Origin of the sequence: Streptomyces sp. NPDC006923 (assembly GCF_040635655.1) — a bacterium.
In the GTDB taxonomy this organism is placed as follows: domain Bacteria; phylum Actinomycetota; class Actinomycetes; order Streptomycetales; family Streptomycetaceae; genus Streptomyces.
This window is the reverse complement of sequence record NZ_JBEYIF010000004.1, coordinates 190,967-215,667: the sequence shown is the minus strand read 5'-3', so window position 1 is coordinate 215,667 and position 24,701 is coordinate 190,967. Positions and strand designations below refer to the sequence as shown.

The 24,701-nt window shown below is 71.1% G+C and carries 21 protein-coding genes and 2 pseudogenes; 16 read left to right on the top strand and 7 right to left on the bottom strand.

Annotated elements, in window-relative coordinates:
- Positions 1 to 72: 72 nt before the first annotated feature.
- From ABZ707_RS09395 to ABZ707_RS09380, 4 genes are all read left to right on the top strand, one after another.
- A complete protein-coding gene (locus ABZ707_RS09395; RefSeq protein WP_360170400.1) occupies positions 73 to 804 on the top strand; it encodes a polysaccharide deacetylase family protein in 732 nt (243 codons plus the stop codon).
- The gene (locus ABZ707_RS09390) at positions 801 to 1,943 is read left to right on the top strand and encodes a glycosyltransferase (RefSeq protein ID WP_360170397.1); all 1,143 of its coding nucleotides are present in this window, start codon (positions 801 to 803) and stop codon (positions 1,941 to 1,943) included. Before ABZ707_RS09395 ends, ABZ707_RS09390 begins: the two co-directional genes overlap by 4 nt.
- Before the next feature lie 137 nt (positions 1,944 to 2,080).
- Positions 2,081 to 2,623 carry a lipopolysaccharide biosynthesis protein gene (locus tag ABZ707_RS09385; protein WP_360171300.1) on the top strand — a complete coding sequence of 181 codons (543 nt, stop codon included), beginning with the start codon at positions 2,081 to 2,083 and terminating at the stop codon, positions 2,621 to 2,623.
- Positions 2,623 to 3,801 carry a GNAT family N-acetyltransferase gene (locus ABZ707_RS09380; protein WP_360170394.1) on the top strand — a complete coding sequence of 393 codons (1,179 nt, stop codon included), beginning with the start codon at positions 2,623 to 2,625 and terminating at the stop codon, positions 3,799 to 3,801. The genes ABZ707_RS09385 and ABZ707_RS09380 overlap by 1 nt, the downstream gene beginning before the upstream one ends.
- 39 nt (positions 3,802 to 3,840) lie before the next feature.
- Here ABZ707_RS09380 and ABZ707_RS09375 read toward each other — a convergent pair whose 3' ends face one another.
- The 4 genes from ABZ707_RS09375 to ABZ707_RS09360 form a co-directional block, all read right to left on the bottom strand.
- Positions 3,841 to 5,019, bottom strand: a complete 1,179-nt coding sequence (locus ABZ707_RS09375) for a glycosyl hydrolase (RefSeq protein ID WP_360171297.1) — start codon at positions 5,017 to 5,019, stop codon at positions 3,841 to 3,843.
- A gap of 326 nt (positions 5,020 to 5,345) precedes the next feature.
- The gene (locus ABZ707_RS09370) at positions 5,346 to 6,128 is read right to left on the bottom strand and encodes a chaplin (protein ID WP_360170391.1); all 783 of its coding nucleotides are present in this window, start codon (positions 6,126 to 6,128) and stop codon (positions 5,346 to 5,348) included.
- Positions 6,129 to 6,269: 141 nt separating this feature from the next.
- Positions 6,270 to 6,503, bottom strand: coding sequence for a chaplin (locus ABZ707_RS09365; RefSeq protein WP_360170388.1), 234 nt, complete (start codon positions 6,501 to 6,503; stop codon positions 6,270 to 6,272).
- 323 nt (positions 6,504 to 6,826) lie between these two features.
- Complete coding sequence (locus ABZ707_RS09360) at positions 6,827 to 7,237, bottom strand: rodlin (protein ID WP_360170385.1); 411 nt, start codon at positions 7,235 to 7,237, stop codon at positions 6,827 to 6,829.
- A 240-nt stretch (positions 7,238 to 7,477) separates the two neighbouring features.
- Here ABZ707_RS09360 and ABZ707_RS09355 point away from each other — a divergent pair, with 240 nt between their 5' ends.
- From ABZ707_RS09355 to ABZ707_RS09345, 3 genes are all read left to right on the top strand, one after another.
- Positions 7,478 to 7,888 (top strand): rodlin, encoded by a 411-nt coding sequence (locus ABZ707_RS09355; protein WP_360170382.1) that lies wholly within the window; start codon positions 7,478 to 7,480, stop codon positions 7,886 to 7,888.
- A gap of 181 nt (positions 7,889 to 8,069) precedes the next feature.
- The gene (locus ABZ707_RS09350; RefSeq protein WP_360170379.1) at positions 8,070 to 8,477 is read left to right on the top strand and encodes a rodlin; all 408 of its coding nucleotides are present in this window, start codon (positions 8,070 to 8,072) and stop codon (positions 8,475 to 8,477) included.
- A gap of 140 nt (positions 8,478 to 8,617) precedes the next feature.
- Complete coding sequence (locus ABZ707_RS09345; protein WP_360170376.1) at positions 8,618 to 9,415, top strand: exodeoxyribonuclease III; 798 nt, start codon at positions 8,618 to 8,620, stop codon at positions 9,413 to 9,415.
- 14 nt (positions 9,416 to 9,429) lie between these two features.
- Here the strand turns inward: ABZ707_RS09345 and ABZ707_RS09340 are convergent, their stop codons facing one another.
- Positions 9,430 to 10,701 carry an MFS transporter gene (locus ABZ707_RS09340; RefSeq protein WP_360170373.1) on the bottom strand — a complete coding sequence of 424 codons (1,272 nt, stop codon included), beginning with the start codon at positions 10,699 to 10,701 and terminating at the stop codon, positions 9,430 to 9,432.
- A 445-nt stretch (positions 10,702 to 11,146) separates the two neighbouring features.
- On the opposite strand from ABZ707_RS09340, the gene ABZ707_RS09335 reads away from it, so the two are divergent.
- Positions 11,147 to 11,470, top strand: coding sequence for a hypothetical protein (locus tag ABZ707_RS09335; RefSeq protein ID WP_360170370.1), 324 nt, complete (start codon positions 11,147 to 11,149; stop codon positions 11,468 to 11,470).
- Between the two features lie 117 nt (positions 11,471 to 11,587).
- Here ABZ707_RS09335 and ABZ707_RS09330 read toward each other — a convergent pair whose 3' ends face one another.
- Entirely contained in the window at positions 11,588 to 14,902 is a 3,315-nt protein-coding gene (locus ABZ707_RS09330) for a S41 family peptidase (RefSeq protein ID WP_360170367.1), read from the bottom strand.
- A gap of 236 nt (positions 14,903 to 15,138) precedes the next feature.
- Here ABZ707_RS09330 and ABZ707_RS09325 point away from each other — a divergent pair, with 236 nt between their 5' ends.
- Entirely contained in the window at positions 15,139 to 15,711 is a 573-nt protein-coding gene (locus ABZ707_RS09325) for a TetR/AcrR family transcriptional regulator (RefSeq protein ID WP_360170364.1), read from the top strand.
- A 144-nt stretch (positions 15,712 to 15,855) separates the two neighbouring features.
- Positions 15,856 to 18,078, top strand: a complete 2,223-nt coding sequence (locus tag ABZ707_RS09320) for an MMPL family transporter (protein ID WP_360170361.1) — start codon at positions 15,856 to 15,858, stop codon at positions 18,076 to 18,078.
- A gap of 142 nt (positions 18,079 to 18,220) precedes the next feature.
- Here the strand turns inward: ABZ707_RS09320 and ABZ707_RS09315 are convergent, their stop codons facing one another.
- Positions 18,221 to 18,634 (bottom strand): SsgA family sporulation/cell division regulator, encoded by a 414-nt coding sequence (locus tag ABZ707_RS09315; RefSeq protein ID WP_360170358.1) that lies wholly within the window; start codon positions 18,632 to 18,634, stop codon positions 18,221 to 18,223.
- 321 nt (positions 18,635 to 18,955) lie between these two features.
- On the opposite strand from ABZ707_RS09315, the gene ABZ707_RS09310 reads away from it, so the two are divergent.
- The 6 genes and pseudogenes from ABZ707_RS09310 to ABZ707_RS09285 all read left to right on the top strand — a co-directional run bounded on the left by ABZ707_RS09310 (position 18,956) and on the right by ABZ707_RS09285 (position 24,700).
- Positions 18,956 to 20,014: an energy-coupling factor ABC transporter permease gene (locus tag ABZ707_RS09310; protein WP_360170355.1), complete on the top strand. Its 1,059-nt coding sequence runs from the start codon at positions 18,956 to 18,958 to the stop codon at positions 20,012 to 20,014.
- Between the two features lies 1 nt (position 20,015).
- Positions 20,016 to 20,777, top strand: coding sequence for a cobalt ECF transporter T component CbiQ (gene cbiQ / locus ABZ707_RS09305; RefSeq protein ID WP_360170352.1), 762 nt, complete (start codon positions 20,016 to 20,018; stop codon positions 20,775 to 20,777).
- Positions 20,774 to 21,556, top strand: a complete 783-nt coding sequence (locus tag ABZ707_RS09300) for an ABC transporter ATP-binding protein (RefSeq protein ID WP_360170349.1) — start codon at positions 20,774 to 20,776, stop codon at positions 21,554 to 21,556. The genes cbiQ and ABZ707_RS09300 overlap by 4 nt, the downstream gene beginning before the upstream one ends.
- A 50-nt stretch (positions 21,557 to 21,606) precedes the next feature.
- A complete protein-coding gene (locus tag ABZ707_RS09295; RefSeq protein ID WP_360170346.1) occupies positions 21,607 to 22,764 on the top strand; it encodes a serine hydrolase domain-containing protein in 1,158 nt (385 codons plus the stop codon).
- 87 nt (positions 22,765 to 22,851) lie between these two features.
- Positions 22,852 to 23,304, top strand: a pseudogene (locus tag ABZ707_RS09290) (SDR family NAD(P)-dependent oxidoreductase); the annotation flags it as partial.
- Positions 23,305 to 23,454: 150 nt separating this feature from the next.
- A pseudogene (locus ABZ707_RS09285) lies at positions 23,455 to 24,700 on the top strand (IS110 family transposase).
- Position 24,701: the final 1 nt, after the last annotated feature.

Sequence of the window (24,701 nt, the reverse complement as noted above, 5' to 3'; positions counted from 1 at the left end):
ACGGTGTCCGCAGGCCCCCCATCCGCACTGCGGGGGCCACGACACACCTCCCGGTGCCCTCTGTGGGCTCTCATGTACCACTCGGTCGCCGACCCGGCCGACGATCCCTACCGGGTGACGGTCTCGCCCGGCCGGCTCGAAAAACAGCTCCGCTGGCTGCGCCGCCAGGGCCTGACCGGCGTCAGCATGGAACGGCTGCTGCGCGCCCGGGGCGAGGGACGCGGCGCCCGGCTGGTCGGGCTCACCTTCGACGACGGCTACGCCGACTTCGCCGACGAGGCCGTACCGCTGCTGCGGCAGTACGGCTTCACCGCCACCGTCTTCGTCCTGCCGGGCCGCCTCGGCGGTACGAACGAATGGGACAGCCCGGGACCCCGTAAACCGCTCCTCACCGAGGACGGCATCCGCGCCGCCGCCGGAGCCGGTATGGAGATCGGCTCCCACGGGCTGCACCACACCGATCTCACCGAGGCCGACGACGCGCTCCTCGCTGCCGAGACCGGACACAGCAGGGCGCTGCTGCGCACCATCACCGGCGGCGAGCCGGCCGGCTTCTGCTATCCGTACGGCACCGTCGACGCCCGGGTGATGGAGGCCGTGCGCGCCGCGGGCTACACCTACGCCTGCGGGATCAGCCCCGGCCCGCTCACCGGCGTGTTCGCGCTGCCGCGTGTCCATGTCGGCGAGAAGGACAGCGCCACGCGCCTGCACCTCAAACGACGCCTGCACCGCTGGCGCCGCGAACCCGTTCCCGCCACCGGACACCCGGTGCCGGCCCCCAGGACAAGGAGGACGGGGCTGTGAAGGTACTGCACATCATCACCGGTCTGGGCATCGGCGGAGCGGAGCAGCAACTGCGGCTGCTGCTGCGGAAACTGCCGACCGAGAGCGAAGTCGTCACCCTGTCCAACCCGGGGCCGGTCGCCAGGGGGATCGTCGCCGACGGGGTGCCCGTCACCGACCTCGCCATGCGCGGCAACCAGGACCTCGGCGCGCTGCCCCGGCTCACCAGGCACATCAGGCGCGGCCGGTACGACCTGGTGCACACGCATCTCTACCGCGCCTGTGTGTACGGACGCTTCGCGGCCCGTCTCGCCGGGGTACGGAGCGTCATCGCCACCGAACACTCCCTCGGAGCCGTCCAGATCGAGGGGCGGCCACTGAGCATGGGCGCCCGCTCGCTCTATCTCGCCGGCGAACGCCTCGGCAGTGCGACCGTCGCCGTCTCCGACACCGTCGCACGGCGCCTGGAGCGCTGGGGGGTGCGCCGCGACCGTATCCATGTGGTGCCCAACGGCATCGAGGTGGACCGGTTCGCCTTCGACGCGACCGCCCGCCGCGATGTCCGCGAACGGCTGGGCCTGCCCCAGGACGCCTTCGTGGTCGGCGGAGTCGGCCGGCTCACCGGCAGCAAACGCTTCGAAACACTCGTCCACGCCGTCTCGGACCTGGCCGACGCGCGGCTGCTCCTCGTCGGCGAGGGCAGCGAACGCAACCGGCTCACACGGCTCGCCGAGGAGCGCGGCGCGCGCGACCGCATCCTGCTGCACGGCGCCTGCCAGGAGCCGCCCGCGCTGGCGCGCGCGCTCAGTCTGCCCGCGCTGCTCGCGGCCATGGACGTCTTCGTGTCCACCTCCCACGACGAGGCGTTCGGGCTCGCCATCGTCGAGGCTCTCGCGGCCGGGCTGCCGGTCCTCCATGTCACCTGCCCCGCGCTCCAGGACCTGCCCGCCGGGGCCGCGCCGGGAGCGCGGCGGATCAGCGGCTCCGTCTCCGAACTTGTCACCGAGCTGAGGCGGTTCCGCGCGGCGGGCCCGCGCCGGCTGCCCGTGCCGCCCGCCGCCCGCCACTACGACATCTCCCGCAGCGCCGGGCAGCTCATGGACGTCTACGAGAACGCCGTCCGCCGCCCGGCCCCCACCCGAGAAGCGAGTGACTCATGATCCGGAAATCGAGAGGTGCCGGGCGGGGACCGGCCGCGCGGCGTCCCGGAAGGCTGCGGCGGGTGTTCTCGCGGCCCGCCCGGTGGGTCGTGCCGCTGACGGTCCTGGCCGGAGCGCTGGGCGGTGGTGCCTACGGGATGCTCCGGCCGCCCGAGTACTCGGCGACCAGCTATGTCCTCGTCGTCCCCACGGAGAAGTCCGACCCGGCCATCGCGCTCGGGTTCGCCACGGCGTACGGACGGGTCGCCTACCAGGTCGCCGTGGTCGGAGACGCACAGGTGTGGGCCGGGGTGTCGGCGAAGACCCTCAAGGAGAACGTGCGGACGGCCACCTCGCCGGACGCGCCCATGATCTCCGTGACGGCGACCGCGCGCCGCGCCTCGACCGCGATGAACATGGCCGACGGTGTCGCCCGGGCCCTGGTCGTCAACGGCTCGCACATGCAGGGCAGTACGAACGTGCGCCTGCTCCCGTTCTCCCGGGCCGTCAAGCCGACGGGCCCGGCGTCGCTCCCGGCTCCGCTGGCGGCGCTGGTCGGCGGCTGTGCGGGCGGGCTGCTCGGCGGGCTCGGGCTGCTCATCCGTCCGAAGCGCGGAGAGGCACAGGTCCACGCGGCGGTGCCGGGCCCCGCGACGGCCCAGCAGCAGTCCAAGCCGCAGCCGCAGCCGGAAACGGTGTGATGGCCGCCGAATCGAGCACGCGGCCCCCCGCTCCGCCGCGTGCGCCGCTTTCGACGTCCCGGTCCGCCGCCCCCGCGTCCGGTCCCGAGTTCACCGCGGAGCTGTGCCGGGACACCGGCCGTTTCGGTGAACTCGCCCCGGCGTGGCACGCGTTGTACCGCCGCTCCGGCGCGGCCACGCCCTTCCAGAATCACTCCTGGCTGCATTCCTGGTGGCTGTCGTACGGAACACCGGGGCGGCTGCGGATCGTGCTCGTGCACCGGGGCGCCGAGCTGGTCGCGGCGGCGCCGCTCATGCTGGTCCACCGGCCCATGCCCGTCCTGGTGCAGCTCGGCGGGGCCATCTCGGACTTCTCCGACGTCCTGCTCGACGACGGCTGCGCCGACACCGCGGCGCCCGTGCTGGCGAAGGCCCTCGCGGACGCGGCCCGTACGGCGGTGATCGACCTGCGCGAGGTACGGCCGGGAGCGGCGGTGGAACGCGTCGTCGCGTGCTGGGCGGGGCCGCACCGGCGGCTGACGGACTCGACCTGCCTCGAACTGCCCGGCGTCCCCATGGACGAACTCGTGGGCAGGCTCACCTCCTCGCGCGCCCAGCGCACCCGCGCGAAGCTGCGCAAACTCGACGCGATCGGCATCGAGGAGCGGGTGGTGCCCGAGGCGGAGATCCCGGCGGCGGTCGGCCGGCTGCTGGAGCTGCACCGGCTCCAGTGGCAGGGGCGCGGGGTGACGGCCGAGCACCTGAGTACGCGCTTCGCCGGGCATCTGACCCGGTCGGTCCCGCCGATGGCGGAGCGCGGTGACGCGACGGTGACCGAATTCCTGCTGGACGGGAAGGTGGTGGCCGCGGATCTCACACTGATGTCCGGCCGGCTGTCGGGCGGCTATCTGTACGGGGCGGATCCGGGGCTGCGTGCCAGAAAGGTCGATGTGGCCACGCTGCTGCTGCGGAACGCGGCGCGGCGGACCAGCGAGAGCGGGCGGACCACGCTGAGCATGCTGCGCGGCACCGAGCCGTACAAGCACCACTGGAGTCCCGAGACCGTCCGCAACCAGCGCTTTCTGCTGGCCCGGCCGTATCTGTCCCCGGCCCTGCGGCTGCTGGCCGCGCACGCGGCGGGCCGGGGCCGGGCGGCGGCGCTCGTCAAACGGCTGCGGCGGGGCGGCGGCAGGGGCTGACCGGGCCGCCGCCCCTGCCGGGGGTGGTGACGGGGAGGGTCAGGAGGGCCAGCCGCTCCACCAGTCCATCCGGACGCAGCCCCGCCGCCCCAGCCAGTACTCGACCCAGGTGGCGAGGTTCAGCGGGCGGCAGCTCCGTGTGCTCGGCGGGCCGTGCTTCGGGGTCGGTGCCTGGTTGAACGCGGGCGCCGGCTTCGGCTTCCCGGTCGGGGCCGGGCTCCGGCCCGGCGCCGACGCGGCGCCCGGCCCCGACGGGGACGCCGGCGCGGGTGACGGCCCGGCCGCCGGCCGTCTTCCCGACAGCGTGGAGCGGTACACCTTCGACGACTCGGGGTTCTCGGCGCACTGCCACACGCCGTGCGGACAGTAATCGGTGATGGTGTTGTAAAGAGGTTTGTACGTGTCGATCCAGCGCAGCATGCGCCGCATGTATTCGTGGTTGTCGCCGTTGCGGAAGAGGCCCCACTCCGGATAGGAGATGACCTTCTTGTGCGCGGCGGCGAAGTTCACATGATCCTGGAGCCCGTAGGGCTCATTCACCTGCTCGTCAAATGTATTGCCGGGCGGCTGGTCATAGGAATCCATGCCGATGATGTCCACGACACCGTCGCCGGGATAGCACTCGGTCCAGGGGACGGCGTCCCGGCCGCGGTTCGGGGCGAAATCGAAGCGGAATTCCTGTCCCGGGACCGCGCGCATGGTGGTGACAATGCGGTTCCAGTACGCCTTCCACGCGCCCGGGTCGGGCCCGCAGCGATGGGTGTACGTGCTCCCGTTCATCTCCCAGCCGAGCACGATGACGGTGTCCTTGACACCCAGCCGGACGAGACGTTCCGCCAGGGTCTTGAAGTGGCTGTCGTACTCGCCGCCCGCGCCCTTGTTCAGCTCCCGGCGCACAATGAAGTCGGGCACCCGGTCCTCGGTGCGTTCGAGCATGGGCACATTGAGGATGAAGAGGCGGTCGTCGCGGGCCTTGCGCCACTCGGCCCAGGACTCCAGATATCTCGGATAGCCCTCGATGTTGGACCACTCGTCCCCGGGCAGATAGGAATGCCCGGCCCGCAGTTCCGTGCCGCCGAGCCATTCCTGCATCTCGGCGAGGCGCTGTGCGCCCTTGGGGCCGAAGTCGATGAAGGCGCCCATCGCGGGCGAGGTGGCCGGCGGTGGTTTCTCCTGGCCGGGCCGTTCCGGATCGGTCTCGGGACTCGGGACGGGCATTACCGCACCTGAGGCAAGGAGGCCGGCCGTGAACACACCCAGGAAGGTGGCCACCAGCCGTCGACGTCTGTGGGACATGCCCGCTCCTCGTGAGTTGACGATTCTCCCGTGGCCGCGATCCGTGGACACGATGATCCAAAAGTATTTCTAATAAGCCGATCGGGAACCTGGCCTGACGTTTGAGTGGTCCGTCCGTGCATTTGATCCCCCGTATGGGTCACCGGGAGGAAGGCGCCGGTGTCCGCGGGGGCCGGTGTGCCGGTCCTGCCGGCCGGGAGAATCCGCGTCGAATTCTCCCGGCCGGTCCGGTACGTCCTGGCGGACGGTCAGACGCGCGCGGCGGCGGTACGCCGGCGGTAGAGGACGCCGCCGCCGATCAGCAGACCGGCGCTCGCCGCGGCCATGGCGAGGAGGTTCGAGTCGTTGCCGGTGGTCGCGAGCTGCACCTCGGAGGAGGGCTCCTCGTGGTGCTCGTGCACGACCGGTTCCGGGGCGGGCGGCTCGACCGGGGCCGGCGGCTCGTATCCGTGGTCCTCCGGGGTGTGGACCTCGGGGGCCCGGGGAGGCTCGGGGGCCGCTTCCGGGGCGCCGTTGGCGCAGTGGTTGCCGAAGGCCGGGTTGAGGAGGCCGGTCGCGTTCACGGAGTTGCCGCAGACGTTCAGCGGCGCCTCGACGGGAGCCTGGAAGCTGTTGCCCGAGAGCACACCGGGCGATCCCTTGACGACGCTGGTGGCGCTGGTCGAGGAGCCGCCGACGCCGTCGCGGATGTCGGCCGACGCTTTCTGGGAGCCGTACCCGCCGGACGGGCCGGAGGTCTGCTGGGAGCCGTACCCGTCGTGCGAGACCTGCGCCTCGGGCTGGGGCGCGGCCGACGTGTTGGCGCAGGCGTTGCCGAAGGCGGGGTTGAGCGCCCCGACGGGATTGACGGTGTTCCCGCAGACATTGACCGGGATGTCCACGGGCGCCTGGATGTTGTTGCCCGACAGCAGCCCCGGTGAGCCCGCGGCCACTCCGTCACTCTCCGCCGCGTGGGCGTAAGCGCCGCCCAGGGACAGCACACTTGTCGCCGCGGCGGCTGTGAGCAGTCCTTTGCTGATGAGGTCTCGCATCTGGTTCTCCTCCTGCTGGCATCTTCCGCAAGCAGTTGTCGCTGGTGATATCGGTGCCGGGCGAGCCGGTACCGAAGCAGGGTTGCCCCGTGCTCCGGGACCGGCCCGGGCACCCGGAGGGGTGGCTGTGGCTGTGCAAGGTCAGCTGTTGAAGCAGACGTTGCCGAAGGCGGGGTTCAGCAGGGCGGTGGTATTGAGGCTGTTGCCGCACACGTTGACGGGGATGGAGACGGGATACTGAAGGACGTTGCCCGACAGGACCCCGGGGGAGCCGATGGCGGCACCCTTGGCGCCGGCATCGGCGACGGCCGGAGCCGCGGCGCCCGCGGCCATGATCAGCCCTGCGACGACTGTGGCGGTCTTCTTGCACTTCATCTTGTGTCCTCTCCGCAGCGGCGAATACGTTCGCACGAATTTCGTGGTACGTGAGCATTTCTTTTCTCAGCTCTCACGTCCGCTGCTGGAACTCCAACGAGCAGGCCAGAGGCAGGAAACTGCCCCGTTTTGTGCCGCTCACCGGTTCACTCGACTGCCGCGTCACATTCTTGTGTTTCTGCTCCACCGGGTGGTCCGTGATTCTTCGCCCGAAACAGGAATTCAGGCGCCGGTCCGCCGGCCGTGGGGAGCACGGCTGCCCGTGCCGTCCCGTCGGCCCGGATTTCCGGGCGATCACGCGCCGCTGGGATCGGCGGCGGGGATCAGTTGTTGCGCACCCCATTGCCCGAGAGCACCGGGATGTCGTCCAGGATGTGCGACAGCGGCTCGTCGCCCTTCGCCTGGGTGGAGTTCTCCGCGCACTGCTGATTCTGCGGAGAGGACAGGACATTGATGTCCTGGAGAGAGATCGGCGCGGCTTCTGCGAGTGTGACGGTGTTCACCGTGGCGGGCGCACCGACGCAGAGCTTGTTCAGCGAGCCCTGGATCAGCTCCACCTGAGGGCTCATGTCGCCATAGGTCTTCGCGTTGCCGAAGGACTGCGCGGCACCGTTGCCGCTGGCGGAAGTGGTGCCGTCGTCGTTGCCGATGGCGAGCGCCTGGGGCACCGCCGCGGCCGAAATACCGACCACGGAGGCGGCGACGGCCGCCATGGCCATAACCTTCTTGATCACGGTGTGTTTCCTTTTCTCAGGAATGCATGTGGAGCGACTTGAACAACACGATGTCGACTGTTTAGTTCCGCTGCTTCACTCGATCGGCTTGTAAGTGTGGCCAGTTGATTGGCCGGGGAATCAGCTTTGCTGATCGGCGTTAAGTGGGCCATTTGAGTGAAGAGACGGAACCAAACTCGTGACGGGGAGTTGCTCAGGGGGCCCCTGGGACTTGGGGCATCCTTCAGAAGGGGACACATCGTGATCAAGAAGGTTATGGGCGTGGCGGCCGTCGCCGCCTCCGTCGTCGGCGTTTCGGTCGCGGCGGCTCCGCAGGCCCTGGCCATTGGCAACGACGGCGGAACCACCTCCGCCAGCGGCAACTTCGCCAGTCAGCACTACGGCAACTCCGCGACGTACGGGAACATGAGCCCGCAGATGGCGCTCGTCCAGGGCTCGCTGAACAAGCCGTGTGTCGGTCTGCCGGCGAAGCTGAACACCGCCACCCTCGTGGGTGCCGCGCCGATCTCACTCCAGGACATCAATGTCCTGTCCTCTCCGCAGAATCAGCAGTGTGTCGAGAACTCCACCCAGGCGAAGGGCGACGAGCCGCTGTCGCACATCCTGGAGGACATCCCGGTGCTGTCGGGCAATGGGGTGCGCAACAACTGAGAAATTGACTGCCGACCGGACCGCCGCCGAATCATGCGGCGGTCCGGCTTTTTTTACGCCGCATTGCGGCCACTCGCCGTGAATGGGCCGTTCGGGGGAATAGCCGAAACCAAACCGCCCGAATGAAGGTTGAGGGGGCGGACTCCACCGGTGGAGTCCGCCTTTCTGGAAGGGTATTTAAATGAAGAAGCTGTGGGCAACCGCCGCTGTCGCGGTATCGATCGTCGGAGCTTCGGTCGGCGCAGCCTCCCCGGCGCTGGCGATCGCCGGTGACGGTGGCACGACGTCGTTCAGTGGCAACGGTGCCGAGCAGGCCTTCGGCAACTCGTCGACCCACGGGGACATGAGCCCGCAGCTGGGCCTGGTCCAGGGCTCGCTGAACAAGCCGTGCCTGGGGCTGCCGGCGAAGCTGAACACGGCCACCCTCACGGGTGCGACGCCGATCGCCGTTCAGGACTTCAATCTCCTGTCCTCCCCGCAGAACCAGCAGTGTGTCGAGAACTCCACCCAGGCGAAGGGCGACGAGCCGCTGTCGCACATCCTGGACGACATCCCGGTCCTGTCCGGGAACGGTGTCGGCAACGGCTGATCCTGATCCTGATCCTCGCGGAGGCCCGGTCCAGCACCACGCGGACCGGGCCTCCGCCGTGTCCCGGTGCTTGTGGGACGCCCTGAGAGGAGCAGTGGGGCAGGTGAATGGGTGCCGGCGCCGGGCCGTAGGGTGCGGGAATGCTCACCGTGACATCCGTGAATGTGAATGGCCTCCGCGCAGCCGCCAAGAAGGGGTTCGCGGAATGGCTGGCGGAGACCGCCGCCGATGTCGTCTGCCTTCAGGAGGTACGGGCCGAGCCGGAGCAACTCCCCGCAAGCGTGCGGGACGCCGAGGGCTGGCACGCCGTGTACGCGCCGGCGGCGGCCAAGGGCCGCGCGGGGGTCGCGCTCCTCTCGCGGCGGGAGCCGGAGAACACGCGGATCGGATTCGGCAGCGCCGAGTTCGACACGAGCGGGCGTTACGCGGAGATCGATCTCCCCGGTGTCACCGTGGCCAGCCTCTATCTGCCCTCGGGCGAGGTGGGCACCGAGCGGCAGGACGAGAAGGTCCGGTTCATGGACGAGTTCCTCACGTATCTGGAGCGGCTGCGGAAGCGCGCGGCGGCCGACGGACGCGAGGTGCTGGTCTGCGGTGACTGGAACATCGCCCACCAGCAGGCCGACCTCAAGAACTGGCGGGCCAACGGCAAGTCCTCCGGCTTTCTCCCCGAGGAGCGCGCCTGGCTCACCCGGGTCTTCGAGGAGACGGGCTATGCCGATGTGGTCCGCGCGCTCCACCCGGACCGGGAGGGGCCGTACTCGTGGTGGTCCTACCGGGGCCGCGCCTTCGACAACGACTCGGGCTGGCGCATCGACTACCACGTGGCGACGGCGGGACTGGCCGGGCGCGCGGTGAAGGCATGGGTCGAGCGTGCGGCGACACACGGCGAGCGGTGGAGCGACCACGCGCCGGTGACGGTCGCGTACGAGCGCTGAGCGAGCCGGCCCGGTCAGGTCTCCGTGCCGGCCGGTGTCCTGGCCGCGCCCGGCTTCGCCGTGACGGGACGGTCCACCATCCGGCTGCCGGCCCACCAGCCCGCCAGCGCGACGGACGACAACAGCACGCCGGCGCCGACAAAAGCCTTGGCCGGCGCCGCGTCCACGGCGAGTGGAAGCAGCAGCATCCCGGCCGTTCCCGCCGCCCGGATCGCGGTCTGGTCGACCGTCAGAAGCCGTAGCCGCACCCCTCCGGGGAACCGCGACAGATGGGTGCGAAGGGTGACCGCCGAGACGGGGATGAGCAGTCCGGAGGCGGTGCACAGCGCGATGACGGCGGGCAGCGAGCCCACCAGGCCGAGCCCGGCCAGCGCCGTGCCGACCGCGCTCCAGGCGGCGCAGTACGTCCCCAGCCACGGCCAGTGGTCCGGGATGTTCCCGATCAGCAGGTTGCCCGCCAGCGCGCCGGTCGCGGTCGCGGCGAGCGCCACGCCGTAACCGGCGGCGCCCTGGCCCAGGCGGGAGGCGAGCAGCGCGGGCAGGCCCACGGCGGAGACGGCCGCGACGAACAGCCCGGCCGCGTGCACGCCGATGGCGACGCCCACCCGCGGATGCGCGCGGATCACGGGCCAGGCGCGCGCCGACTCCTGCCGTCCGGTACCGGCGGAGTGCTGCCCGCCGCCCGCCGCGGACCGGCTCAGCCGGTTCAGCGCGACCGCCGAGACGGCGAAGGTGACCGCGTCCACGGCGAAGAGCTGGATCTCCGGCACAACGAGCAGCAGGGCGCCGACACTTCCCGGTCCGGCGACCGCGGCGACCCGGGAGGTGAGATCGAACAACGCGCTGACCTGCCGGACTTCATCGGGCTCGACAAGCTCGGGGGCCAGGGCGCCGAGATTGGGGTCGAAGACCGCCCCGAGTGTGCCGAGCAGCAGGACCAGGACGAGCAGCACGGCGAAGCCGCCCGGGTCGGGCGACCAGGCCAGCGGCACCGCCATCGCGACCACGGCGCGCGCCGCGTCCACCCGGGCCAGCCGCCGCCAGGAGGCGAAACGCTCCATCAGTGCCGCCGAGCCGCCGAGCACGATGTACGGCAGCGACTCGACCACCGCCACCAGGCCCATCAGCGACGCGGAGCCCGTCGCCTCGTACACCACCCACATCACGGCCAGCGCGTACAGCCGGTCGCCGAGGACCGAGAGCGCCATCGACAGCCACAGCGTCCGGACCGGACGGCGGCGCAGCAGCCGCATGTACCCCATGGCGCACAGTCCTCCGGAACTCACGGAACTCACTGAACTCACCGGAACCCGCCGGGGGCCGGTTCCCGGGGGCAGGCACGTCACCCTAGAACCGGGCCCGCCAACAACACCGGCATATCTCGCAATTCGACCGCAGGCCCACCCGCACGGGAGCCGCGCCGGTCAGAGGCGGGCATCGGGTGTTCCGATGGGTGCGGATTCCGATCCCCGGGCGACCGGTACTGATTGCGCTCGGCGGAGGCCGGGAGCGCGGGGCCGGAGGTGCAAGGGCGGTCCGGTGCGTCCGGCCGGTGGTGGCGGACGGGGGTCGATCTCGTCGCCGTCCATGGCGAGATGGCCGCTGGTGGGCGCCGGCGGAGCGGCCGGCGAGAGGGAGCGTACGGAGCGTAACTGACCGAAATGCGCGGAATGTCCGGCCATGAAAGTCTGAGCGTGCCCCACCCCCACACCCCTCTTGGAGTGAATTCCCATGGGTATTTCCGACCAGTTCAAGGACAAGGCGCAGGAGCTCGCCGACCAGGCGAAGGCCAAGCCGGTCGCCGACCACGACGACCGCCAGCGCCCCGCGCAGGGCCGCGACCACCTGCAGGACGTCCGCGAGCAGGCGCAGGCCAGGCCGCAGGACAGGCCGCAGAGCGGTCGCGACCAGGCGCCGGGCAACAAGCCGGGGAACCGCCCCCAGGACCGGCCGCAGGACCGCCCGCAGGACCGGCCCCAGGACCGTCAGCAGGACCGCCCGGGGGCCCGCCCGCAGGGCGCCCGCGACGAGTTCGACGAGCACTTCGACGCCTGACCCGATGGTGTGGTCTTGAAGAGCCGATCCTGAGGTACCGATCCTGAGCTTCCGACCGACAAGAGGCGCACCCGGCCCGCCGGGTGCGCCTCTTGTGTGCGGGCCGGTTCCCGCTGCTCAGCCGGGATCGCGCGGCGGCAGTGCGGGCCGCCGCAGGTCCGGGACCGCCTTGCGGTCCGGCGGCTCCGGGGGCTGCCGCGCGGCGAGCAGATCCAGCGCCACCCACACCGCGTCGTCGAGCTGCGCGTGCCGGCCCTCCGCCCAGTCGAGCGGGGTGCGCAGGGCCTCGATGTCCGGCTCCACGCCGTGGTTCTCGATGGACCAGCCGTACTCCGTGAACCAGGCCGCGTTCATCGGCACCGTGATCACCGTGCCGTCGCCCAGCCGGTGCCGCCCGGTGATGCCGACCACGCCTCCCCAGGTGCGCCGGCCGACGACGGGTCCGAGGCCCAGCAGCCGGAAGGCCGCGGTGATCATGTCGCCGTCGGAGGAGGTCGCTTCATCGGCGATGGCGACGACCGGGCCGCGCGGCGCGTTGGAGGCGTACGAGACGGGCTGGGCGTCGCGGGTGAGGTCCCAGCCGATGATCCGGCGGCTGAGTTTCTCCACGACCAGCTCACTGATGTGGCCGCCCGCGTTGCCCCGCACGTCCACGATCAGCGCCGGGCGGGAGACCTCCAGGCGCAGGTCCCGGTTGAACTGCGCCCAGCCGGAGCCGCCCGTGTCCGGGATGTGCAGATAGCCGCAGCGGCCGTCGCTGATCTCCCGGACCACCTCACGGCGTTTGGTGACCCAGTCCTGGTAGCGCAGCGGCCGTTCGTCGACGAGCGGGACGATCGCGACGCGGCGAGCGGGGCCCTCCGGCTCCGGGGGGCGGAAGGTCAGCTCGACGGTGGTGCCCCCGGCGGCCGACAGCAGCGGGTAGGGACCGGCCACCGGATCGACGGGCCGGCCGTCGACATGGGTGAGGACCGAGCCCTCGCGGATGCCCGTACCGGCCAGCGGGGAGCGGGCCTTGGAGTCGGAGGAGTCACCGGGCAGGATGCGCTTGATCATCCAGGCGCCGTCGCGGGGGACCAGGTTGGCGCCGAGCAGGCCCATCGCGCGCTGGTAGTGCGGCGGGCCCTCGTTGCGGCGGGCCGGGGTGACATACGCGTGGGAGGTGCCCAGCTCGCCGAGGACCTCGCGCAGCAGATCCGCGAACTCGTCGGGGGACGCGACCCGTTCGACCAGCGGGCGGTACTGGGCGAGGACACCGTCCCAGTCGATGCCGCACATGCCGGGATCCCAGAAGTAGGCGCGGATGAGGCGGCCCGCCTCCTCGTACGCCTGGCGCCACTCTGCCTCGGGATCGACGTCGTGCAGGATGCGGCGCAGGTCGAGATAGACGGTCGAGTCGCTGTCACCGGGCTCGGTGGCGGGGACGGCCCGCAGCTCTCCGTCGTCCACGACGACCAGCCGGCTGCCGTCGCCGCTCGGCGCGAACCAGTCCAGATGGGCTACGAGTTCGCTCCTGCGGGCCTTTGTGATGTCGAAGTGTTCGAGCGTGGGCCGCCCCGAGGTGTCCGCCGGGTTGGCGAAGGTCTCGCCGAGCGCGCCGGAGATCGGCCAGCGCAGCCAGACCAGTCCGCCGCCGCTGACCGGGCGCAGCGCGGAGTACTTGGACGCCGTGACGGGAAACGGGGTGACCCGGTCCGCCAGCCCCTCCGCCTCGACGGTGACCGGCCCCTCGTCCGGTTCGCCGAAGGACGGGTCGAGCCCCCCGGCCGCCGGCCTGCCGTCCGGTGACAGCGCGAACGGCGACGGGGTCGCCGAGGACAGCGGTACGAGATACGGGCGGCAGCCCAGCGGGAAGGAGAGGTCGCCGGTGTGCACGTCGTACACCGGGTCGAAGCCGCGCCAGGACAGGAACGCCAGATAGCGGCCGTCGCTGGTGAAGACGGGATTCTCGTCCTCGAAGCGGCCGTTGGTGACATCGATGACCGTACGGTCGGGGCCGCCGGCGATCCGGGCCATCCTGATCTGGCGCAGTGAGCGGCCGATGCCGGGGTGGGACCAGGTCAGCCAGTCGCCGTCGGGCGAGAAGGCCAGATCGGCCACCGGGCCGTTGACGGACCGGATCAGCTCCGTCACCTCCGCCGCGGCGGAAGAGGTGACCGAGGCCGGCTCCGTCGCCTCGCCCGTCTCCGCCGTCGTGTCCTCCGCGACGGTGACGAGCAGCAGGCGGCCGTCGTGCGAGGCGACGGCTATCCGCTCTCCCTCGGGATCGGCCACCATCTCCAGCACCCGGCCGAGCCGTCCGGAGGCCAGCCGCCGGGGCTGCCGGTCGCCGCTCGCCCGTGGCAGATACGCGATCTCGATCGCGTCCTCGCCCTCCGCGTCGGTGACATAGGCGACCTGGCCGCCGCTGCCGAGTGTCTCCGGCAGCCGGACCCGGACGCCGGGGGTGTCCGCGATCGTGCGCGCCGGGCCGTCGCGGTGCGTGAGCCAGTACAGGCTGCCGCGTACGGAGACGGCGCTGGCCCGGCCCGTCGTGTCCACGGCGATCCCGGCGACATGGCCGGCCGCCGGGACCTGGTAGCCGCGCCGTCCGGCCCGGGGTCCGCCGATCCGTACGTCCAGCCTGCGCGGCCGCGAGTCGGGGGTCAGCGCGTCGACCAGCCAGAGATCGCCCGCGCACTGGTAGACGACGCGGCGCCCGTCGCAGGACGCGTGGCGGGCGTAGAAGGCGTCGTGGTCGGTGTGGCGGCGCAGATCGGTGCCGTCGGGCAGACAGGAGTAGAGATTGCCGACGCCCTCGTGGTCGGAGAGGAACGCGACACGGCCCCGGACGAACATGGGGCAGTCGAGATGGCCGCCGAGATCCGCGAGCAGCCGCTCGCCGTGCAGCCACAGCCGGCCGGTCGCCCCGCCGCGGTACCGCTTCCACGCGGCGGGTTCGTGCGGCGGTTTGCCGGTGAGGAGCAGCGTCCGGTGCTCGCCGTCGATGTCCACGACGGCTATGTCGGACACCGGCCCCCAGGGCAGCTTGGCGCCGGGCGAACCGTCGGTGGGGACGCTGTAGGCCCAGGAGTAGTACGAGAAGGGCTGGCCGTGCGAGGAGACCGCGAGGATCTGGCCGTCCGGGGTCCAGCCGCAGACGCGGGTGTCGGTGGAGCCCCAGTAGCTGAGTCGGCGGGCGGGACCGCCGTCGACCGGGGCGAGATGGATCTCCGGGTCGAGACTGCGCCAGTTCGTATAGGCGATGTGGCGGCCGTCGGGCGAGAAGCGGGGGTGGCCGACCCTGGTGCGGTCGACGGTCACCCGCCAGGCGCGTCCCGGCCGGTGCCCGGCCGGCGCGAGGGGCGCGATCCAGAGGTCGTCCTCGGCGGCGAAGCACAGCAAGTCGTCGTGCAGGTGCGGGAAACGGAGATACGCGACGTCGTCACTCACCCCACAATGCTTTCCGCGTCAGGGGGGTGCGGCAACTTATGACCGTCGTACACCGGAAGCGCGGTTCGCGCCGGGGCGCTCGACGTACGCCCTGCCGTGCCCGTCTCCGGCTGTGGCGCAGCCCACAAGCGAAACGGTTTCGTTTCGTTGCGGCGGGGGTTATCTTCGTACTGTACGAAACCGTTTCGTTCGCGAGACGGACACACCGGCGGCAACGCACCGGCAGGAGGTCGGCCATGGCAGGCACCAGGCTCACGCCCGAACGTGAGGCGGAGCTGTACGCGGCCGTGCTCGATCTGCTGCGCGAGGTCGGCTATGACGCCCTCACCATGGACGCCATCGCCGCTCGCACCCGCTCCAGCAAGGCCACCCTCTACCGCCAGTGGGGGAGCAAACCCGAGCTGGTCGCGCGGGCGATGCGGCACAACAAGCCGGCCGGACCGGGCCGGATCGACACCGGTTCGCTGCGCGGGGACCTCCACGCGATGGTCGCGCTCAGCGACGACTGCAAGATGGAACAGGACTCCGCGCTGATGCGCGGCCTGCTCCATGCCGTGCACGACAATCCCGATCTCCATCAGGCACTGCGTGAGCTGCTGGTCGAGCCAGAGATGAACGGGCTCGCGGAGCTGATGCGGCGCGCCGTGGACCGGGGCGAGATCGCCGCGGACAACCCCGCGCTGGACTACGTCCCGCACATGCTGGTCGGCGCTGTCGTCGCCCGGCAACTGATCGAGGACCGGTCCATCGACCGGAAATTCCTCCTTTCCTATCTCGACGCCGTGGTCCTCCCCGCCCTCGGCCTCTGACCCTTCCCCGAACACCTCACGCGGCACCACGTCGCAGCCCGTGGTATCCGCGTACCCGCACCACCTGACGCGTCCCGCTCTCGCCGTCGGGCCGGCTCCCCATGCCATGCCCCAGTTCCCTTCACAGACCGGGAGTACGCCCTCGTGGCCACGTTCCTCTACCACCTCGGACGGCTCGCCTTCCGGCGCCGCCGCTATGTCGCCCTGATATGGGTGGCGCTGCTGGCGCTCGCCGGGATCGGCGCCCTCTCCGCGCCCACCGCCACCTCCAGCTCCTTCTCCATCCCGGGCACGGAGGCCCAGAGCGCCTTCGACCTGCTGGAACAGCGCTTCCCGGGGGCAAGCGCCGACGGGGCGACCGCCAGGGTCGTCTTCAAGGCACCCGCCGGCGAGAAGATGACCGACGCCGGACACAAGGCCGAGGTCGGCGAGATCAGGGACGAGCTGACGTCCGGATCCGACCAGGTCTCCTCGGTGACCGACCCGTACACAGCGAAGGCCGTGTCGAAGGACGGCTCGACCGCGTATGTCTCGGTCGCGTACAAGGTCAGCTCGATGGAGCTGACCGACGAGACGCGTACGGCGCTCGAAGAGACCGGCACCGACGCCCGCGCCCGGGGACTGACGGTGGAGATCGGCGGAGACGCGCTCCAGGCGGCGCCGGAGACCGGGTCCACCGAGATCATCGGTGTGGCGATCGCCGCCGTGGTGCTCGTCATCACCTTCGGCTCCGTGGTCGCGGCCGGACTGCCGCTGCTCACCGCGCTCATCGGGGTCGGGGTCGGGGTCTCCACGATCACCGCGCTCGCCAGTGTGCTGGATCTCGGCTCCACCACGTCCATCCTCGCGATGATGATCGGGCTCGCGGTCGGGATCGACTACGCGCTGTTCATCGTCTCCCGCTACCGGGCCGAGCTGGCCGAGGGCAGGGAACGCGAGGAAGCGGCCGGGCGGGCCGTCGGCACCGCCGGGTCCGCCGTGGTCTTCGCCGGGCTCACCGTCGTCATCGCGCTGGTCGGCCTGGCCGTCGTCAATATCCCGATGCTCAGCAAGATGGGCTTCGCCGCCGCCGGTACGGTCGTGATCGCCGTCCTCATCGCGCTCACCCTGATCCCCGCGATGCTGGGCTTCGCCGGCAAGCGGGTGCACGGCCGCAAGGGCCGTACGGCGATGGAGAACAAGGCCGCGGGCGGCGCCGAGAGGCCCAACATGGGCACCCGGTGGGCGCGCTTCGTCCTGCGCCGGCCGGTCGCCGTCCTGATCGTGGGTGTGCTGGGCCTCGGCGCCATCGCCGTCCCGGCCACCTCGCTGGAGCTGGGCCTGCCCGATGACGGTTCGCAGCCGGTGAGCACCACGCAGCGCAAGGCGTACGACCTGCTCTCCGACGGTTTCGGCGCCGGCTTCAACGGGCCGCTGGTGGTGGTCGTCGACGGCAAGGCCGACAACAACGCCAAGGCCGCGGCGGCCGAGGTCTCCGACACCGTGAAGAAGATGGACGGCGTCGCCGTCGTCGCACCGTCGACCCTCAACAAGGCGGGCGACACCGCGACGATCACGGTGATCCCCGAGGACCGGCCCTCCTCCGTCCAGACCGAGGAACTGGTCCACTCCATCCGTGACACCGGCGGCCGGATCGCCGCGGACAGCGGCGCGGAGGTACTGGTCACCGGTGCCACCGCGATGAACATCGACTTCTCGCAGAAGATGAACGACGCGCTGCTGCCCTACCTCGCGCTCGTCGTCGGGCTGGCGTTCCTGCTGCTGATGGTGGTCTTCCGGTCGGTGCTGGTGCCGCTCAAGGCGGCCCTCGGCTTCCTGCTCTCGGTGGTCGCGGCCCTGGGCGCGGTCGTCGCTGTCTTCCAGTGGGGCTGGCTGGGCGGTCTGCTCGGGGTCGAGCAGACCGGTCCGGTGATGTCGATGATGCCGATCTTCATGGTGGGTGTGGTCTTCGGCCTCGCCATGGACTACGAGGTCTTCCTGGTCACCCGGATGCGGGAGGCGTACGTCCACGGCGAGCGGCCCGGCGGCGCGATCGTCACCGGCTTCCAGCACGGAGCGCGGGTGGTCTCCGCCGCCGCGGTCATCATGATCGCCGTCTTCGCGGGCTTCATCGGCTCCGGCGAGGCGATGATCAAGATGATCGGCTTCGGACTCGCCATCGCCGTCTTCTTCGACGCCTTCGTCGTGCGTATGGCGATCGTGCCGGCCGTGCTCGCGCTGCTCGGCGACAAGGCGTGGTGGCTGCCCCGCTGGCTCGACCGGGCGCTGCCCAATGTGGACGTCGAGGGCGAGGCCCTGCGCAAGCGGCTCGGCGACGGCGCCGCGGAGGGCGGCCCCGGGGCGGAGCGGGAACTGGTCCGCGTCTGACGGCGGAGGGCGCGCACCACGCGCGGCCCGGTCCCATGCCCCGAGGGGCGCGGGACCGGGCCGTTGCCGTTGGCGTCACGGAAGGACAGCGGGTCGGCGGGGGGTCCGGAAGCCGGGTCCGGAAGGACCGCTCCGGGGGAGCTCAGGTCCGGTGGAGCAGTTTGCCCAGTTCGTTCTCGACCTCGATGTCGTGGCGCTCCTCGCCGGCCGGCACCATCGAGTAGGAACTCTTCAGGAACCGGTGGAGCGGCGTCGAGTCGAACTGCACCATCGCCACCCCTTCCCGCGAGTGGAATTCCAGGATCGTCTGGGCCCGGCCGCAGGGCCATACCTGTACATCGCCGTGGCCCGACGGCAGCCGGAGGCCGGATTCGAGGAGATCGCGGGCGAAGGCCCAGATCACCTCGTCGTGGTCGAGCGACACCTCGGGCGGGAACACGATGCGCATCGCCAGCGGGTCGGCGCCGTCATAGCGCAGGGTGACGGAGACGGCTTTGTGGTGGGGCGCGTCCGTGATCAGACGGGCCTTCGCGGATTGCTCGATGATAGGAGGCATCGGCTGGCTCCTCTTCGGCTGGGGCGGAACTGGAGCACGGTTCCTGGTGCGAGCTTCCTGAGGTTCGACCCGGTCGGGAACTCGGCATGACGCCGATTCGGGGGGCGATCCATGTGATACGAACCACACAAACAGCACCAATGGGGCGTCATTCACTTAAGTCTACAAACTAAATCAATTTACCCATAAGTTTGCCGACGCCACATCCGCACAACACCGTCCCGGCAGTCCGCATACAACCTGCTCTTGCAAGACGTTCGCAATAGGGCTCTATCATCAGACGGTCCTCGCCGAACTCACCCGCAGGAAGCGGAGTCCCGCATGCATGTCCCCGACGGATTCATCGACGTGCCCGTCTCGGTCGCCACCGGTGTCGTCGCCGCGGGCGCCGTGGCCGTCAGTCTGCGCGGCGCGCGCCGCGAACTGGACGAGCGCACGGCACCGCTCGCCGGACTCGTCGCCGCCTTCATCTTCGCCGTACAGATGCTGAACTTCCCGGTCGCGGCAGGGACCAGCGGCCATCTGCTGGGCGGTGCCCTGGCGGCGATACTCGTCGGCCCTTATACGGGCGTCCTCTGCGTCTCCGTCGTCCTGCTGATGCAGGGCATCCTCTTCGCGGACGGCGGACTCACCGCTCTCGGCGTGAACATCACCGACATGGCCGTGGTGACCACCGTCGTCTCCTACGCGATCTTCCGCGGGCTGGTGAGGATCCTGCCCCGCACCCGCCGCACCGTGACCGTCTCCTCCTTTGTCGCGGCGCTGGTCTCCGTACCGGCCGCGGCCCTCGCCTTCACCGCCCTCTACGCCGTCGGCGGCACCACGGACATCCCGATCGGCAATGTGCTGACCGCGATGGTCGGCGTCCATGTGCTCATCGGCATCGGCGAGGCCGCGATCACCGCGCTGACGGTCGGCGCCGTCATCGCCGTACGCCCCGACCTCGTCCACGGCGCCCGAGGACTCTCCGCACCGCTGAAGCTGCGTGTCGGCGGCGAACTCGTCGACGCGGCGCCCGCGCCCGCCGCCGCGCCGGCGGCGGCCCGCTCCACCCGCAAGGTCTGGGCGGCGGGCCTGGTCACCGCGCTCGTCCTGGCCGGCTTCGTCTCCTTCTACGCCTCCGCCAACCCCGACGGCCTGGAGAAGGTCGCCGCGGACAAGGGCATCGACAGGAAGACGGAGCCGCACCACACCGCCGACTCCCCGCTCGCCGACTACGGCGTCCGGGACATCTCCGACGCGCGGATCTCCGGCGGTCTCGCCGGTGTGATCGGTGTCGGCTCCACCGTCGTCGTGGGCAGCGGGATCTTCTGGGCCGTCCGCCGCCGCCGTACCGACGCCGGCTCCACCGGGACCCTCGTGGCCGGCGGGAAGATCTGACATGGGCGCGGGCCACGCCCACAAGCTCTACCGGCACGGGCACTCGCCGGTCCACGACCTGCCCCCGCACTGCAAGCTCGCCGCCGTCTTCTGCTTTGTCGTCGTGGTGGTCTCCACCCCGCGCGAGGCGGTCTGGGCCTTCGGCCTGTACGCGGTGCTGCTCGCGGCGGTCGCGGCGGCGGCCCGGATCCCCGCCGGATTCCTGCTGCGCAGGCTGCTGATCGAGGTCCCGTTCGTGGCCTTCGCGGTGCTCATGCCGTTTGTGGTCCCGGGCGACCAGGTCCAGGTCGCCGGTCTCTCCCTGAGCGTCCCGGGCCTCTGGGGCGCCTGGAACGTCCTCGCCAAGGGCACCCTGGGCGTCGCCGCCTCGGTGATCCTCGCCTCCACCACCGAACTGCGTTCGCTGCTGCTGGGACTCCAGCGGCTCAGGCTGCCGTCCCTGCTCGTCCAGATCGCCTCCTTCATGATCCGGTACGGCGATGTCATCACCGACGAGATGCGCCGGATGTCGATCGCCCGGCGCTCACGCGGCTTCGAGGCACGCGGCATACGGCACTGGGGCGTGCTGGCCAAGACCGCGGGCGCCCTCTTCATCCGCTCCTACGAGCGGGGTGAACGCGTGCATCTGGCGATGGTCAGCCGGGGCTACGCGGGCACCATGCCGGTCATCGACGAGGTGACCGCGTCCCGGGCGCAGTGGTCATACGCCGCCGCCCTCCCCGTGTCGGCGCTCGCCGTCTGTCTGCTTGGCTGGACCCTATGACTGTGGATTCCCTGCCCGCCCCTCCGGCGTCCCTTGAGGTCAGCGGCCTCGCGTACGCCTATCCCGACGGCCACCAGGCGCTCTTCGGCGTCGATCTGACCGTCGGGCGCGGCGAGCGGGTGGCGCTGCTCGGACCCAACGGCGCCGGCAAGACCACGCTCGTCCTGCATCTCAACGGCATCCTCACCGCGGGCGCCGGTACGGTCGCCGTCGCGGGACTGCCCGTCGAGAAGCGGAATCTGGCGGAGATCCGCCGCCGGGTCGGCATCGTCTTCCAGGACCCGGACGACCAGCTCTTCATGCCGACGGTCCGGGAGGACGTGGCGTTCGGCCCTGCCGCCGCCGGACTGCGCGGCCCCGAACTGGAGGCCCGGGTCGTCACCGCGCTGACCCGGGTCGGCATGGCGGAGTACGCCGACCGGCCGCCGCACCATCTCTCCTTCGGCCAGCGCCGCCGGGTCGCCGTGGCGACCGTGCTGGCGATGGAGCCCGAGATCCTCGTCCTCGACGAACCCTCGTCCAACCTCGATCCGGCGTCCCGGCGTGAACTCGCCGACATTCTGCGGTCGCTGGACATCACCGTGCTGATGGTCACACACGATCTGCCGTACGCTCTCGAACTCTGCCCCCGCGCGGTCATCCTCAGCGAAGGCGTCATCGTGGCGGACGGACCCACCCAGCAACTCCTGGGCGACGAGACCCTGATGGGCGCGCACCGGCTGGAGCTGCCGTTCGGGTTCGACCCGCGTTCCGTCTCGCCGGGGCACGTTGCACCATAGAGGGGGTCGCGCCGCCGGGGCGTGGCGGGACGACGGGCGGGAGTGCGGGCGTGGACGTCCAGGGCACGGTGGAGGCGGGCTTCGAGCCGGTCAGGGACGCTTTTGTACGGAACTTCGAACAGCTCGGTGAACGCGGCGCGGCGGTCGCCGTCTACCGGGACGGCCGCAAAGTCGTCGACCTCTGGGCGGGCACCCGGGACGTGGACGGCCGGGAACCCTGGGCCGTGGACACCGCGCAGGTGGTCCGCTCGGCCACCAAGGGCATCGCCGCCGCCGTACCCCTGCTGCTGCACCAGCGCGGACAGATCGATCTCGACGCCCCGGTCGGCACGTACTGGCCGGAGTTCAAGGCGGCCGGCAAGGAGCGGGCACTCGTCCGCCATCTTCTCTCGCACCGCGCCGGAGTGCCGGTACTCGACCGGCCGCTGACCCCGGCCCAGGCCGTCGACGGCGAGTCGGGCGCCCGCGCGCTGGCCGCCCAGCGGCCCGTCTGGGAACCGGGCACCGACCACGGCTACCACGCGCACACCTACAGCTGGCTGATGGCCGAACTGGTCAGGCGCGTCACCGGCCGGAGCATCGGCCGCTGGATCGCCGAGGAGATCGCGCGCCCCCTCGGCCTGGACTTCTGGGTCGGCCTGCCGGAGGAGGAGGCGCACCGGGTGGGACGGATCGGCCCGGTGGAGCAGCCCTCGGCCGGGGGCGGCGAACTCCGGCTGCGGCCCAAACGCTCCGTGTCGGAGGCGTACAAGGACCCGGAGTCGCTCACCCGGCGGGCGTTCGGCGTCATCGATCCGCTGCCCGACGAGAACGACCCGGCGTACCGCGCCGCCGAACTCCCCGCCTCCGCGGGCATTTCGACCGCCCGCGCACTGGCCCGCTGCTACGCCGCGATGATCGGCCCGGTGGACGGCCACCGGCTGTTCGCACCCGCCACCCTCACCCTGGCCCGCACAGAGGAGTCCGCGGGACCGGACCGGGTCCTGGTCGTCGCCACCCGTTTCGGCCTGGGCTTCATGCTGCACGGGCCGGCCGCGCCGCTGCTCGGCCCCGGCTCCTTCGGGCACCCCGGGCGCGGCGGCTCCCTCGGCTTCGCGGACCCCGAGTCCGGGATCGCCTTCGGCTATGTCACCAACGGGATGCGCAAAGGGGTCACGGCGGACCCGCGCGCGCAGGCCCTGGTGCGGGCGGTGCGCTCGGCGACCTGAGGCGGGCGCCGGTGGTTCAGCCAGACCCCCGGGACCGCCGGAGCACGGTCTCTGGTGTGACGCCGCCGCCGGCGGGATCATCGGCGGATGAGGCGATTCGAGGGATACGGCGTACTGATCACCGGCGCCGGCCGGGGCATCGGCGAGGCCACCGCCCGCCGGCTGGCGGACGAAGGGGCACGTGTCCTGGTCACGGACCTGGACGGGAAACGGGCCGCGGAGACCGCCGCGACCATCCCGGGCGCCGCGTCGATCGGCTGTGACGTGGCCGACCGGGCCGCCGTCGAGACGGCGGTGGCCCACGCGGTCGAACGCTTCGGCTCCCTCGACGTCCTCGTCAACAACGCCTACGCGTGCGGGACGGACGCACCGCTCTTCGAGGACGAACCGGACGAGATCTGGGCGCGCGACCTCGACATCACCCTGACGGGCGCCTTCCGCTGCGCCCGCGCCGCGCTTCCGCACCTCGCCGCCTCGGGACGCGGGGTGATCGTCTCCATTGGATCGGTCAACGGCGAACAGGACTTCGGCAATCACGCCTAATCCCCATGTAAGGACGGAACGGGCCAATGCTGGAATGCCTGGACCGTTCGAACAGCAGGGCCGTCATGTCTGAACTCAGCCGGACACTCGGTGTCTCTCAGAACAGAGCGGCGGACGGGCCTGCGGCTTGTGGTGACGGCCCGGCGGGTGCCGAGCGGATGCCTGAATCATATCGACTGGGCCGAGCGGACACACGACGTCGCCCTGGTCGACGACAGCGGCCAGTTACTGGCCAAGCGGCACATCACCGACGACGCCGCAGGCTACAAGATCCTGCTGGACCTGCTTGTCGAGTACGGCGACAGCGAGGAGAACCCGATCCGGTCGCGATCGAAACCTCGCGGGGCCTGCTCGTGGCCGTGCTACGGACCGGCAAACGGCAGGTGTTCGCGATCAACCCGATGGCCGCCGCCCGCTACCGCGACCGGCACTCGGTCTCGCGCAAGAAGTCCGACCCTGGCGACGCCCTGGTCCTCGCGAACATCCTGCGCACCGACATGCACGCCCACCGGCCTCTGCCCAACGACAGCGACCTCGGCCGGGCCATCGCTGTCCTCGCCCGTGCTCAGCAGGACTCACTCTGGAACCGCCAGCAGCTGTCCAACCAGCTCCGTTCGCTGCTGCGGGAGTACTACCCGGCGGCCCTGGCGGCCTTCGAGCCCTGGCGCAACGGCCTGTGCCGGCCGGAGGCCCGGGAGCTTCTGAAGGCGGCCCCAACGCCGACCCGGGCCGCGCGACTGACCCGCACGCAGCTGGAGGCCGCGCTCAAGCGGGCCGGCCGCAAGCGCGGCATCACGGCCGAGGCCGAGCGGCTCCGCGGCGTCTTCCGCGACGACTACGCCCACCAGCCGCCGCTGGTCGAGGACGCGCTGGGCAAGCAAATGCTGGCCCTCCTGGTCCAGTTAGAGGCCGCTGCACCGCCGCCGACGACCTCACCGAGGCGGTCGAAGAGGCTTTCCCTCAGCACCCGGACGCTGAGATCATCCTCAGCTTCCCCGGCCTCGGCGTTCAGCTCGGCGCCCGGGTGCTCGCCGAGATCGGAGACGACAAGGCCCGCTTCGCGGACGCCCGCGGCCTGAAGGCATACGCAGGCGCCTCGCCCATCACCAGGGCCTCCGGCAAGAAGTCGAGCATCACCCGCCGGTGGGTGAAAAACGACCGGCTCAACCACGCCGGCTACCTCTGGGCCTTCTCTTCCATCACCGCCTCGCCCGGCGCCAAGACGCATTACCGGCGACGCCGCGACGACCACGGAGACTGGCACGCCGCCGCCCAGCGCAACCTCTTCAACCGCATGCTTGGGCAGCTCTACCACTGCCTCCAGCACCACACGCTGTTCGATGAGGCCGTCGCCTTCCCTTCATCACCACCCGCGGTCGCGGAAGCGGCCTGAA